The organism is Enterobacter sp. RHBSTW-00175, assembly GCF_013927005.1.
Taxonomy (GTDB): domain Bacteria; phylum Pseudomonadota; class Gammaproteobacteria; order Enterobacterales; family Enterobacteriaceae; genus Enterobacter.
The window spans coordinates 717,649-731,676 of record NZ_CP055930.1 but is presented as its reverse complement, the minus strand read 5'-3'; the positions used below and the strand labels follow the sequence as shown (position 1 = coordinate 731,676).

The 14,028-nt window shown below is 55.1% G+C and carries 10 protein-coding genes and 1 pseudogene; 8 read left to right on the top strand and 3 right to left on the bottom strand.

Annotation, left to right across the window (positions count from 1 at the left end):
• Positions 1-7 precede the first annotated feature (7 nt).
• The 3 genes from HV107_RS03425 to tadA are packed head-to-tail and all read left to right on the top strand — an operon-like array spanning position 8 to position 2,571.
• Positions 8-1,369: a PTS transporter subunit EIIC gene (locus HV107_RS03425; protein ID WP_182062087.1), complete on the top strand. Its 1,362-nt coding sequence runs from the start codon at positions 8-10 to the stop codon at positions 1,367-1,369.
• A gap of 3 nt (positions 1,370-1,372) precedes the next feature.
• Complete coding sequence (gene yfhb / locus HV107_RS03420; RefSeq protein WP_182062086.1) at positions 1,373-2,008, top strand: phosphatidylglycerophosphatase C; 636 nt, start codon at positions 1,373-1,375, stop codon at positions 2,006-2,008.
• Positions 2,009-2,064: 56 nt separating this feature from the next.
• On the top strand, positions 2,065-2,571 hold the full coding sequence (tadA, locus tag HV107_RS03415) for a tRNA adenosine(34) deaminase TadA (protein WP_041162105.1): 507 nt from the start codon (positions 2,065-2,067) through the stop codon (positions 2,569-2,571).
• Here the strand turns inward: tadA and mltF are convergent.
• Entirely contained in the window at positions 2,459-4,009 is a 1,551-nt protein-coding gene (gene mltF, locus HV107_RS03410) for a membrane-bound lytic murein transglycosylase MltF (RefSeq protein WP_182062085.1), read from the bottom strand. The two genes, tadA and mltF, sit on opposite strands and share 113 nt — an antisense overlap.
• A 153-nt stretch (positions 4,010-4,162) precedes the next feature.
• Positions 4,163-4,240, bottom strand: a pseudogene (locus HV107_RS27500) (hypothetical protein); the annotation flags it as partial.
• Between the two features lie 35 nt (positions 4,241-4,275).
• Between HV107_RS27500 and purL the strand changes: the two are divergent.
• From purL to glnB, 5 genes are all read left to right on the top strand, one after another.
• A complete protein-coding gene (gene purL / locus HV107_RS03405; RefSeq protein WP_182062084.1) occupies positions 4,276-8,163 on the top strand; it encodes a phosphoribosylformylglycinamidine synthase in 3,888 nt (1,295 codons plus the stop codon).
• A 531-nt stretch (positions 8,164-8,694) separates the two neighbouring features.
• Entirely contained in the window at positions 8,695-10,128 is a 1,434-nt protein-coding gene (gene qseE / locus HV107_RS03400; RefSeq protein WP_182063446.1) for a two component system sensor histidine kinase QseE/GlrK, read from the top strand.
• Entirely contained in the window at positions 10,125-10,886 is a 762-nt protein-coding gene (gene qseG / locus HV107_RS03395; protein ID WP_182062083.1) for a two-component system QseEF-associated lipoprotein QseG, read from the top strand. The genes qseE and qseG overlap by 4 nt, the downstream gene beginning before the upstream one ends.
• The gene (glrR, locus tag HV107_RS03390) at positions 10,883-12,220 is read left to right on the top strand and encodes a two-component system response regulator GlrR (RefSeq protein WP_182062082.1); all 1,338 of its coding nucleotides are present in this window, start codon (positions 10,883-10,885) and stop codon (positions 12,218-12,220) included. The genes qseG and glrR overlap by 4 nt, the downstream gene beginning before the upstream one ends.
• Positions 12,221-12,300: 80 nt before the next feature.
• Complete coding sequence (glnB, locus tag HV107_RS03385) at positions 12,301-12,639, top strand: nitrogen regulatory protein P-II (protein WP_003860685.1); 339 nt, start codon at positions 12,301-12,303, stop codon at positions 12,637-12,639.
• Positions 12,640-12,719: 80 nt separating this feature from the next.
• Here the strand turns inward: glnB and hmpA are convergent, their stop codons facing one another.
• Positions 12,720-13,910, bottom strand: a complete 1,191-nt coding sequence (gene hmpA / locus HV107_RS03380; protein WP_182062081.1) for an NO-inducible flavohemoprotein — start codon at positions 13,908-13,910, stop codon at positions 12,720-12,722.
• Positions 13,911-14,028: the final 118 nt, after the last annotated feature.

Genomic DNA, 14,028 nt, shown 5'->3' with positions numbered 1-14,028 from the left:
GGCGTGTATGGAAAAAACGGCAGCGCTCGCCAGCGGTATTTTGCAAGGGATTGGCGGGGAGAAAAATATACAGCGTCTGGAAAACTGCATGACGCGTGTGCGTGTCGAGGTGCATGACGACGGGCAGCTTGACCTGCCACGCCTGAAGCAGCTTTCCGGGGTGAGCGGATACGTCAAACAGGGGCAACAGCACCAGCTGATTGTCGGCCCGGGTAAAGCCGCACAGGTGGTGGATGCCATGCGTGCGCTGATGGGGGGTGAAGCAACAGCCTCGTTTGACGATGCTGAACGCACCAAAGCGCAGGCAAAGGCAAAATACAAAGCCCCAATGAGCGATGCGCTGCGACAGCTGGCAAACGTCTTTATTCCACTTATTCCGGCCTTTATTGCCTCTGGCTTGATTACCGGGATCATCAATATCCTCAAGCGCCCGGACATCGTGGGGGACTTTGCCACCCACTATCCAAACTTACTGGGTATTCTGGGCATTTTTGGCAGCGCCGTCTTCGCTATCATGAATATTCTGGTGGGGGTCAATACCGCAAAAGTATTTGGTGGCTCGCTGGCAATGGGTGGCGTAATGGCCGGGATCCTCTCCAGTCCGCAGCTGGCGCAGATTACCCTGTTTGGCGAGGCGCTCCAGCCCGGGCGCGGCGGCGTTATCGCCGTGCTGCTGGTGGTCATCCTGATGTGCTGGATTGAGAAAAAGTTGCGCACCCTGCTGCCAGGCTCGATTGAACTTATCCTCAATCCACTGCTCACCACCTTAATTACTGGCAGCGTGGCGATTGTTGCGCTGCAACCGCTCGGTGGCTGGATCTCAGAGGCCATAGCCCACGGCGCCTCTTTGGCTATCGACCGGGGTGGTTTACTGGTGGGCGCAATATTGTCGGGGACCTTCCTGCCGCTGGTGTTAACCGGTTTGCATCAGGGACTGGTGCCCATCCATGTTGAGCTGGTTCAGGCGCATGGTTATAACGCTTTGCTGCCGATCCTTTCGATGGCGGGCGTCGGGCAGGTCGGCGCGGCCATTGCGGTGCTAATGAAGACCCGCAATACACGTCTGAAGAAGGTGATTAAAGGGGCGCTGCCGGTCGGATTACTGGGCATTGGCGAGCCGCTGATCTTTGGTGTAACCCTACCGCTTGGGAAGCCTTTCCTCGGGGCATGTCTGGGTGGTGCAATAGGGGGCGCGCTCATCAGCTACTGGAAAGTGGCAACGGTGATCACCTTTGGCATTTCCGGTTTGCCGCTGGCGTTAACCATCGTGACCGGAAAAGTCATGCTCTATCTGTTAGGCTATCTGGTAGCGGTGATCGCCGGGTTCTTGTTTACCTGGCTGTTAGGATTCAACGATCCAGAGGAGTAAGGTTTGGCTAATCACGAGCGTCGCGTTGTCTTTTTTGACCTGGACGGAACGCTGCATCAGCAGGATATGTTTGGTACGTTTATGCGTTACCTGCTACAGCGTCAGCCACTGAATGCATTGCTCGTACTGCCACTCTTACCGGTTGTTGGCCTGGGATTGCTGATCAAGGGGCGTGCCGCTCGCTGGCCGATGAGCCTGTTGTTGTGGGGCTGCACATTCGGCCACCGTGAAGCACGGCTGAAACAGCTCGAACAGGATTTTGCCCACTGGTTTCGCGGTCATGTGACCGCGTTTCCGGTTGTACAAGAAAGGCTGACCAATTACCTCGCTGAAAATGATGCGGATATCTGGCTGATTACCGGCTCCCCGCAGTCGCTGGTGGAACAGGTTTACGTCGACACACCCTGGCTACCACGGGTCAATCTTATCGCCACTCAAATTGCCCGCGGTTACGGCGGCTGGGTGCTGACAATACGCTGCCTGGGGCACGAGAAGGTGGCGCAATTAGAAAAGCGGATCGGCACGCCGCTTCGCCTCTACAGCGGCTATAGCGACAGCAAGCAGGATAACCCGCTGCTCTATTTCTGCCAGCACCGCTGGCGCGTCACCCCGGCTGGTGAACTTCAGCAACTCGAATAGTCTTATCCGGAAGGGGTGTGTATAATGCCGCCCGCTTTAGACTGGAGTATCTACCGTTGTCCAATCCCGAACACAATCATGAATACTGGATGCGCCACGCGCTGACGCTGGCCCAACGCGCCTGGGAAGAGGGCGAAGTGCCCGTGGGTGCGGTTCTTGTTCATAACAACCAAGTGATTGGAGAAGGGTGGAACCGCCCTATTGGCCGCCACGATCCCACGGCTCATGCTGAAATCATGGCGTTACGTCAGGGTGGGCTGGTACTGCAAAACTACCGTCTGCTGGATACCACACTGTATGTCACCCTTGAGCCCTGTGTTATGTGCTCAGGGGCAATGGTGCACAGCCGTATTGGCACGCTGGTCTTTGGCGCACGGGATGAAAAAACCGGTGCGGCAGGTTCACTGATGGATGTGCTTGGCCATCCGGGCATGAATCATCAGGTCAAGACTATCGGCGGGGTGCTTGCACCAGAGTGTTCGGGGCTACTAAGTGACTTCTTTCGAATGCGCCGGCAGCAGAAAAAGCAACAAAAGGCAGAATTGAAGCCGTCGGACGATTAACTTCGTTCGGTAATACCACCGGATAGCTCTGCGCCAGCTGTTTCGCTTCTACTGCTTCTTTTTCTTTTTCAAGCAGATAACCTACCAGGCTAATCTGGTACTTACGGATATTTTCCACATAGGCGTAAGCCTCATGCCCACGCGCGTAACCATAGGTCAGCTTGTTGTACCAGGGTTTTTGGCTCAGTAAAGGCAGCCGCTGTTTTACATCTGACCAGCTATCGGGGTTGCCTTTTGTTTTTGCCGTCAGCGCGCGCGCATCAAGCATATGCGCGTAGCCCATGTTATAGGCCGCCAGCGCAAACCAGATACGTTCTTCTTCCGGCACCGTCTCAGGCACTTTAGTCATCATATCCTGCAAATACTGCGCACCACCGCTGATGCTCTGTTCCGCATCGGTCCGGTCGCTAATGCCAAGGCTCTGCGCGGTATTTTTGGTTAGCATCATTAAACCACGCACGCCCGTCGGGGAGGTGGCCTGAGTGTCCCAGTGGGATTCCTGATAAGAAATCGCCGCCAGCAGCCGCCAGTCAATCTCCTGGGCGTACTTCTCGAATAAGGGTTGCAGGTCCGGCAGCACGCTATCTACCGCACGCAGAAAACTACGGGTATCGACGTAATCAAAGTCTTCACCGTGACCCAGATACTTCTCTTCCAGACGAGCCAGGGTCCCGTCTTCATTGATCGAATTAAAGAAATCGAGCATCGCAGCGGACAGGGTTTGGTCGTCATCCAGCTGGCTAAACCAGGTGACAGGCTGTTCATCGGTCACATCAAGCGCCACGGCGATTTCCGGATGTACGCGCTGGAAAAGGCTGATGGCCACGGAGTCAGCAATGGTGTATGCCAGCTTTTTGTCCTTAACCTGCTCCAGCAGCGCGGTGGTGCCAAGCTTTGGATCTACCGTCCAGCTGAGGTCCGGGTATTTCTTTTCTTTGAGTGTGCGCAGATCGTCAATCACCACATGGCCCGGGGCGATAGCGAGCTGCTGCTCATTAATAGTCGCAAGCGAACGCGGGCGCGGGTTTCCAACGCGGTAAACCAGCTGCTGCGAAACCGAATAGTAGGTTGGTCCGGGTTGATAGTTCTTGCTGCGTTCACTGTTATACACCAGCCCGGCGGCCAGGATATCGGCATCGTCGTTATCCAGGTCATCGAACAGCTGGCTGATATTCTGGCGAACGGTAATTTTGAGCTTCACGCCGAGGTAATCGGCGAACTGCTGGGCCAGTTCATAATCCAGGCCAATGGTTTTACCGTTGATGTCGCCGTAAATCAGCGGGGAGCTCAGGGTACTGACGCGCAACTCTCCCCGCTCTTTGATCGCGGCGATACGGTTTTCGGCTTTGCCGAACCAGGGGATAGAAGGCCAGAGGGCCACTGCCAGCAGCAAGGTAACTATGCCGATGAGCAGATAATTAATCTTTAATTTTTTCAATTAGTTAATTCTCTGCGACGCCGGATGCCTCAGTGTGCTGTAGCCATGTTAAGAATAAGGTTTGTCATTGAATGTGCGGCATTTTGCGCAAACTTACGCCAGTTGGCAACAAATTAGAGAGACAGGTCACATCTATTGTTAAATGTCTCCGAAGATTTTATTTCGACGCAAACGGTTTCGTCGGCGCTCAGGATTCTCTATAATGACGCCCGTTTTCCCCCTTGCGCACACTGTAAGCGCCCCGGCGCTTCGAAGACGAGAGACTTATGATGGAAATTCTGCGTGGTTCGCCTGCACTGTCTGCCTTCCGTATCAACAAACTGCTGGCACGTTTTCAGGCAGCCGACCTTCCGGTAAGCAATATTTACGCTGAGTATGTCCATTTTGCTGACCTGAATGCACCCCTGAATGCAGAGGAGCGAGTACAGCTGGAACGCCTGCTCAAGTATGGCCCAAGTCTGAGCAGCCATACGCCAACCGGCAAATTAATCCTGGCTACGCCTCGCCCTGGAACCATCTCCCCCTGGTCTTCCAAAGCCACCGACATTGCCCACAACTGCGGCCTGAACCAGATTAACCGTCTGGAACGCGGTGTGGCGTACTATGTGGAAGCCTCTACGCTGACGGCCGAACAATGGCAGGCCGTTTCCGCTGAACTGCACGATCGCATGATGGAGAGCGTGTTTACCTCTCTGGACGACGCGCAGAAGCTCTTCTCTCACCATCAGCCTGCACCCGTTCAGAGCGTAGACCTGCTGGGGCAGGGCCGTCAGGCGCTGATTGACGCCAACCTGCGTCTCGGCCTGGCACTGGCAGAAGATGAGATTGATTACCTGCAGGACGCGTTCGTTAAGCTGAACCGTAACCCGAACGACATCGAACTCTACATGTTCGCGCAGGCTAACTCAGAGCACTGCCGCCACAAAATCTTCAACGCCGACTGGGTCATCGACGGTGAACAACAGCCGAAGTCGCTGTTCAAAATGATCAAAAACACCATGGAACAAACCCCTGACCACGTGCTGTCTGCCTATAAAGACAACGCCGCGGTGATGGAAGGTTCCGAGGTGGGCCGCTTCTTTGCCGATCGCGAAGCAGGGCGCTATGACTTCCACCAGGAGCCTGCGCATATCCTGATGAAAGTTGAAACCCACAACCACCCGACGGCGATCTCTCCGTGGCCAGGTGCGGCAACCGGCTCTGGCGGTGAAATCCGCGATGAAGGCGCAACCGGACGTGGTGCAAAACCGAAAGCCGGTCTGGTGGGCTTCTCTGTTTCCAACCTGCGTATCCCGGGCTTTGAACAGCCGTGGGAAGAAGATTTCGGTAAACCAGAGCGCATTGTGACCGCGCTGGATATCATGACCGAAGGCCCGCTGGGCGGCGCAGCATTCAACAACGAATTTGGTCGTCCGGCACTGAACGGTTACTTCCGTACCTACGAAGAGAAAGTGGACAGCCACAACGGCGAAGAGCTGCGTGGCTACCACAAACCGATCATGCTGGCTGGTGGCATCGGTAATATTCGTGCCGATCACGTGCAGAAAGGTGAGATCGTCGTCGGTGCGAAGCTGATCGTACTGGGTGGCCCGGCAATGAACATCGGCCTGGGCGGCGGTGCGGCCTCTTCAATGGCATCCGGTCAGTCTGATGCAGATCTCGACTTCGCTTCTGTACAACGCGACAACCCGGAAATGGAACGTCGTTGCCAGGAAGTGATCGATCGCTGCTGGCAGCTTGGCGATGCTAACCCAATCCTCTTTATTCATGACGTGGGTGCGGGCGGTCTTTCTAACGCCATGCCAGAGCTGGTAAGCGACGGTGGTCGTGGCGGCCGCTTTAACCTGCGTGACATCCTGAGCGATGAGCCAGGCATGAGCCCACTGGAAATCTGGTGTAACGAATCCCAGGAACGCTACGTGCTGGCGGTTGCCGCCGACCAGCTGCCACTGTTTGACGAGCTGTGCCGCCGCGAGCGTGCACCTTATGCCGTTATCGGTGAAGCTACCGAAGAGCAGCACCTCTCATTAAGCGACACTCACTTCGACAATCAGCCAATCGATCTGCCGCTGGACGTGCTGCTCGGCAAAACGCCGAAGATGACTCGCGACGTGCAGACCCGTAAAGCGGCAGGCAAAGCGCTGGATCGTCAGGATATTACCGTTGCCGAAGCGGTAAACCGCGTTCTGCACCTGCCGGCTGTGGCAGAGAAAACCTTCCTGGTTACCATCGGCGACCGTACCGTAACCGGTATGGTGTCGCGCGATCAGATGGTTGGCCCGTGGCAGATCCCGGTGGCGAACTGCGCCGTGACTACCGCGAGCCTCGACAGTTACTACGGTGAAGCAATGGCGCTGGGTGAACGTACGCCGGTGGCGCTGCTGGACTTCGCAGCATCTGCCCGTCTGGCGGTGGGTGAAGCGCTGACCAACATCGCGGCAACCCAGATTGGCGACATCAAGCGTATCAAATTGTCTGCTAACTGGATGGCTGCTGCTGGCCACCCGGGTGAAGATGCGGGTCTGTATGAAGCGGTGAAAGCGGTAGGTGAAGAGCTGTGTCCTGCGCTCGGCCTGACCATTCCGGTGGGTAAAGATTCCATGTCGATGAAAACCCGCTGGCAGGAAGGCAACGAGCAGCGCGAGATGACCTCTCCGCTGTCGCTGGTTATCACTGCATTTGCCCGCGTGGAAGATGTGCGTCATACCATCACCCCGCAGCTGGCGACCGAAGACAACGCCCTGCTGCTGATTGACCTGGGTAAAGGCCACAACGCGCTGGGCGCAACCGCGCTGGCACAGGTTTACCGTCAGCTTGGTGACAAACCTGCCGATGTACGCGACGTGGCGCAGTTAAAAGGTTTCTACGACGCCATTCAGGCGCTGGTCGCTCAGCGCAAACTGCTGGCCTACCACGACCGTTCAGACGGTGGCCTGCTGGTTACCCTGGCAGAAATGGCCTTTACCGGTCACTGCGGCGTGGAAGCAAACATTGCCACGCTGGGTGAAGACCGACTGGCAGCGCTGTTCAACGAAGAGCTGGGCGCGGTCATTCAGGTTCGTGACGCGGATCGCGACGCCGTTGAAGCCGTACTGACACAGCACGGCCTGGCCGACTGCGTGCACTATCTGGGTAAAGCCGTGCAGGGCGACCGCTTCGTGATTGAAGCTGATGGCCACGCGGTGTTCAGCGAAAGCCGCACGACCCTGCGCATGTGGTGGGCAGAAACCACCTGGCAGATGCAGCGCCTGCGTGACAACCCGGAATGTGCCGATCAGGAACACGACGCGAAAGCCAACGACAACGATCCTGGCCTGAACGTGAAGCTCTCCTTCGACATCAACGAAGACATCGCCGCACCGTACATCGCAACGGGTGCGCGTCCGAAAGTGGCCGTACTGCGTGAGCAGGGTGTTAACTCCCACGTTGAGATGGCGGCAGCCTTCCACCGTGCAGGCTTTGATGCCATCGACGTGCATATGAGTGACCTGCTGGCAGGACGTACCGGTCTGGAAGATTTCCAGGCGCTGGTCGCGTGCGGCGGCTTCTCTTACGGTGACGTGCTGGGCGCGGGTGAAGGCTGGGCGAAATCCATTCTGTTCAACAATCGTGTGCGTGACGAATTCGAAACCTTCTTCCACCGTCCGCAGACGCTGGCGCTGGGTGTGTGTAACGGCTGCCAGATGATGTCTAACCTGCGTGAACTGATCCCGGGTAGCGAAGCCTGGCCGCGCTTTGTGCGTAACCAGTCCGACCGATTCGAAGCGCGTTTCAGCCTGGTAGAAGTCACGCAAAGCCCGTCTCTGCTGTTGCAGGGAATGGTGGGCTCGCAGATGCCAATTGCGGTTTCTCACGGTGAAGGACAAATCGAAGTGCGTAACGCGGCACACCTTGCCGAACTGGAAAGCAAAGGTCTGGTGGCACTGCGCTTCGTCGATAACTTCGGCAAAGTCACGCAAACCTATCCGGCTAACCCGAATGGCTCAGCGAACGGTATCACCGCTGTTACCACGGAAAACGGCCGTGTGACCATCATGATGCCGCACCCGGAACGCGTATTCCGCACGGTGAGCAACTCGTGGCACCCGGAAAACTGGGGTGAAGACAGCCCGTGGATGCGTATTTTCCGCAATGCGCGTAAACAGCTTGGCTAATCATTAACGATTGCCCTTAAAAGCCCGGTCAGCGATTTGCGACCGGGCTTTTTTATGCCTGTCGCAAAACCGCGACAATCCGCTATTTGTAATGTCGCCAAATGGCGACATTTAAGTTATTGATTTATCTAAGGCTGGCTGAGTTTCTGATAACGTGTTGCTATTTAGCGACACTTAGGGTGAAAATCATTCAACAACCAATTAATATATTTAACCTTGAAAATCGTTAAGTATCATATAGATAAATAATTGTTTTGCATTATGGCACGGCTGTTGCATAATAATAACCAGTGGCTCATTCACCCTCTTATGTCAGCCCCTTCGGGACGTGCTACATAAACTTCGAATGACGCACAAAAAGGTGCCTGCCGTCCAACTACTGATAAAAGCATTGCTTATCAGGCCAGGGCGTAACGTCGAGTTAGGCACCGCCTCATTCCATAACAAAGCCGGGTTTTTACCCGGCTTTGTTGTATCTGAAGGGCAGACTCAGTTACGCTCTCCTGAAACCAACATGAAGAGAGTAATGTGTTGAAACGCTGGCCTGTTTTCCCTCGTTCCTTACGACAACTCGTGATGATGGCGTTTTTGCTGATCCTGTTGCCTCTGCTGGTGCTGGCGTGGCAGGCATGGCAAAGCCTGAATGCACTAAGTGCTCAGGCTGCGCTAACCAACCGTACTACTCTGGTTGATGCAAGACGCAGTGAAGCGATGACGAATGCTGCGCTGGAGATGGAGCGTAGCTATCGTCAGTACTGCGTTCTGGACGATCGCACGCTGGAAAAGGTGTATCAAAATCAGCGTAAGCGCTACAGCGAAATGCTGGATGCCCATGCAGGTGTCCTGCCTGACGACAAACTGTATCAGGCGCTGCGTCAGGATCTTAACGATCTGGCTCAGCTTCAGTGTCACAACAGTGGCCCGGCAGCTTCTGCCGCCGCGCGCCTTGAGGCCTTTGCCAGCGCCAACACGGACATGGTTCAGGCGACACGAACGGTGATTTATTCCCGTGGGCAGCAGCTGCAACAAGAGATTGCCGAACGAGGTCAGTTCTTTGGATGGCAGGCGCTGGTGCTGTTTTTGGTCAGCCTGGGGCTGGTATTGCTGTTTACCCGCATGATCATCGGCCCGGTGAAAGGGATCCAGCGGATGATCAATCGCCTTGGCGAGGGGAAATCGCTGGGTGATACGGTCACTTTTAAGGGGCCGCGTGAATTACGCTCGGTCGGGCAACGGATCATCTGGCTCTCCGAGCGTCTGGCATGGCTCGAATCTCAGCGTCATCAATTTTTACGCCATATCTCTCATGAGCTGAAAACGCCGCTCGCCAGTATGCGTGAAGGCACAGAGCTGCTGGCTGACGAAGTGGCAGGGCCATTAACCGTCGAACAAAAAGAGATTGTCGAAATCCTGGATGCCAGCAGCCGTAATTTGCAAAAGCTCATCGAGCAACTGCTGGATTACAACCGCAAACTGGCTGATGGCGCAGTGGTTCTGGAAAAAGTCGCGATAGCGCCGCTGGTGGATATGGTTATCTCCGCACATAGCCTGCCAGCAAGAGCTAAAATGATGCATACCAATGTGGAACTTGGTGAGTCAGTCTGTTTTGCAGAGCCGATGTTGTTAATGAGCGTACTGGATAATCTTTATTCCAATGCGGTGCACTATGGTACTGAATCCGGTAACATTTATATCCGTAGTTATACCAATGGCTCGCGCGTGTTTATTGACGTAGCTAATACGGGAACCCCAATCCCTGATGACGAAAAAGCGATGATTTTCGAACCCTTCTTCCAGGGGAGTCATCAGCGAAAAGGTGCGGTTAAAGGAAGTGGTCTGGGGTTGAGTATTGCCCGCGACTGCATACGGCGAATGCAGGGTGAGCTCAATATCGCCAGTGACGAACGCTCGGATGTGTGCTTTCGTATCGAACTGCCTCTTGGGCCGGAAAAATCAATACAATGAATCTATGTCTGGTGAGTATGTCACACGTCTTTTTCCGCGCAGTGCGCGCGGTGTTTTCCAGCAAAAAATTACGCCTGGGTCTGCCATGTCTTCTGCTGGCTGGCTGCGTTTCCCATGCACCAACGAGTGCCATCAATGATAAACAGGATGCCAGATGGCCAGAGAATCAGCTGGCCGATTTTCTGACAACGGGATGCGACGATATCTGGAATTTATCGGGGCATGACGTTGAAGCAAACCCGCTGTTCTGGTTGCGTGGCATAGATTGCTCGCAGCGCCTTGCGCCGACAACCGCGCGAGCGCGGGCGGCGATGTGGGACGATGACACCTGGCAGGACGCGTTTAAACGCGCCATTTTACTGGCTGATGCCAAAATTACACCTGTTGAACGTCGTGCAAATACCTCACGCCTGGACGGGCTGGCGGCAAGCATTCCGGCGCAGGTGCGCCCGGTGTATCAGCTCTGGCGGGACGGGCAGGTACAGCAACTTCAGCTGGCCGAGGAGCGCTCTCGCTACAGCAAATTGCAGCAGTCCAGCGATGCTGAACTTGATACGCTTCGCCAGCAGCAGGATTACTTACGCGCCCAGCTTGATACCACCACGCGCAAACTTGAAAACCTGACCGATATAGAAAGACAGCTTTCGACGCGTAAACCGGCGAGCAACTATCTGCCGGATGGATCAAAGGGGAGTTCGCCATCCACCTCGCCAGATCAGGATAGCGACACGCAGAAACAAGAGGATGTGAAGCCATGACAAGCCGCAAACCTGCCCATCTCTTGCTGGTGGACGACGACCCTGGATTGTTAAAACTGCTGGGAATGCGTCTGGTCAGCGAAGGCTATAGCGTGGTTACCGCCGAAAGCGGGCAGGAAGGGCTGAAAGTGCTCAGTCGCGAAAAGATAGACCTGGTGATTAGCGATTTGCGCATGGACGAGATGGACGGGATGCAGCTGTTTGCGGAGATCCAGAAGCAGCAGCCAGGGATGCCGGTTATCATCCTCACCGCTCACGGCTCTATCCCCGATGCGGTCGCTGCCACGCAGCAGGGCGTATTCAGTTTTCTGACCAAACCCGTCGATAAAGACGCGCTTTATAAAGCCATCGACAGCGCGCTTGAACACTCCGCACCTTCTGGTGATGAAGCATGGCGGGAATCTATCGTGACCCGCAGCCCCGTTATGTTACGCCTGCTCGAACAGGCACGGATGGTGGCGCAGTCTGACGTCAGCGTGCTGATTAATGGCCAGAGCGGAACCGGGAAAGAGATCCTGGCGCAGGCCATCCACAATGCCAGCCCGCGCAGTAAAAACGCTTTTATCGCCATTAACTGTGGCGCACTGCCGGAACAGCTGCTGGAGTCTGAGCTGTTTGGTCATGCGCGCGGGGCCTTTACCGGTGCGGTGAGTAGCAGGGAAGGGCTGTTCCAGGCCGCAGAAGGCGGCACGCTATTTCTTGACGAAATTGGCGATATGCCTGCGCCGTTGCAGGTCAAACTGTTGCGCGTGTTGCAGGAGCGTAAAGTGCGCCCGCTCGGCAGTAACCGCGATATCGACATCAACGTGCGTATCATTTCAGCGACGCACCGTGATTTGCCGAAAGTGATGGCGCGTAACGAGTTCCGTGAAGACCTTTACTACCGTCTGAACGTCGTGAACCTGAAAATCCCCGCGCTTGCCGAACGTGCGGAAGATATTCCGCTGCTGGCTAACCATTTACTGCGCCAGTCTGCCGATCGTCATAAACCCTTCGTGCGTGCTTTTTCTACCGATGCCATGAAGCGCCTGATGACCGCCAGCTGGCCGGGAAACGTGCGCCAGTTGGTCAACGTTATCGAGCAGTGTGTGGCGCTCACTTCGTCGCCGGTGATCAGCGATGCGCTGGTGGAGCAGGCACTCGAAGGGGAAAATACGGCACTGCCGACCTTTGCAGAAGCGCGTAACCAGTTCGAGCTGAACTATTTGCGTAAGCTGCTGCAAATTACCAAAGGCAACGTGACCCACGCGGCGCGAATGGCAGGGCGTAACCGCACCGAATTCTACAAACTGCTGTCGCGACACGAGCTGGAAGCAAACGATTTTAAAGAGTAGTACCGCAAAAACCGAATGAATATGATACTGTGAGCAACCGATTACGAGGCAGCTTACTGGCAAGAGTTTAAGGACCCACCATGAAAAAGATTGATGCGATTATTAAACCTTTCAAACTGGATGATGTACGTGAAGCGCTGGCTGAAGTCGGCATCACCGGGATGACCGTAACAGAAGTGAAAGGTTTTGGTCGCCAGAAAGGCCACACCGAACTGTACCGTGGTGCGGAGTACATGGTGGACTTTCTGCCAAAAGTGAAAATCGAAATCGTGGTGAGCGATGACATCGTGGATACGTGTGTGGATACCATTATCCGCACGGCGCAGACGGGCAAAATTGGCGACGGTAAAATTTTCGTCTTTGACGTGGCGCGCGTGATCCGTATCCGTACCGGTGAAGAAGACGACGCCGCAATTTAATTTTCTTGCCGGGTGGCGCTGTGCTTACCCGGCCTGCAATACCTCTCACAGGCCCGTGCAAGTACAGCGCCGCCGGGCGATTACAGCACCTTATGCGGGCCGAAGCACTCATAATGAATGCTGTCTTTATTCACACCCAGCTCAACCAACTGCTTCGCCGCATACTGCATAAATGCCACCGGGCCACACACATAGAACTGCATATCCGGTGCGCTGAACGCCCCTTCATGCTGGCTTAAATCAATCAAACCTTCGCTGTCGAAGCGAGCAGCCGCGCGATCGGCTTCAGTTGGCAGGCGATACCAGGTGTGCGCGCTAAAGCGTGGCAGATCTGCCGCCAGCGTTTTCACTTCATCCGCAAACGCATGAACGTCACCATTTTCTGCGGCGTGGAACCAGTTCACCTGCGCGCTGTGGCTCGCTTTCGCCAGCGTATCCAGCATCGCCAGCATTGGTGTTTGACCAACACCTGCGGAAATCAGCGTAACCGGGGTATTGGCGTCAACGGCCATAAAGAAATCACCCGCAGGCGCGGCCAGATGCACCACATCACCCACGCTGGCATTGTTATGCAGCCAGCTGGAAACCTGACCGCCATCTTCGCGTTTCACGGCAATGCGGTAGCCTTTACCGTCAGGCTTACGAGTCAGAGAGTACTGGCGGATCTCCTGGTGCGGGAAACCTTCTGGTTTCAGCCACACGCCCAGATACTGACCCGGCTGATAATCTGCCACTGGTTGGCCATCCACAGGTTCGAATTCGAAGCTGGTAATCAGTGCGCTGCGTGGCGTTTTTTCGACAATACGGAATGCGCGAGTGCCTTCCCAGCCGCCATTTTTACTGGCGTTTTCACTGTAGATCTGCGCTTCGCGGTTAATAAAGACACCTGCCAGCACGCCGTAGGCTTTACCCCAGGCGTCCAGTACTTCCTGACCCGGGCTGAACATCTCATCGAGCGTTGCCAGCAGGTGACCGCCAACGATGTTGTATTGCTCTGGCTTGATCTGGAAGCTGGTATGTTTCTGTGCAATTTTCTCTACCGCAGGCAGCAGCGCCGCCAGGTTTTCAATATTGCTGGCATATGCGGCGATAGCGTTAAACAACGCTTCGCGCTGATCGCCGTTACGCTGGTTGCTCATGTTGAAAATCTCTTTGAGCTCCGGGTTATGCGTAAACATACGATCGTAGAAATGGGCGGTGAGTTTAGGGCCGGTTTCAACCAGCAGGGGAATAGTAGCCTTAACAGTAGCGATGGTTTGAGCGTCGAGCATGAGCGCGTCCTTTAGATGTTACTTTAATGATGTATTTTAAATGCATCTTATAGAAAGTACCCCTGCGTTGTAAATGGTTCTTTGCATCGTGAAAAATATGCATCACAAACCTGAAAAG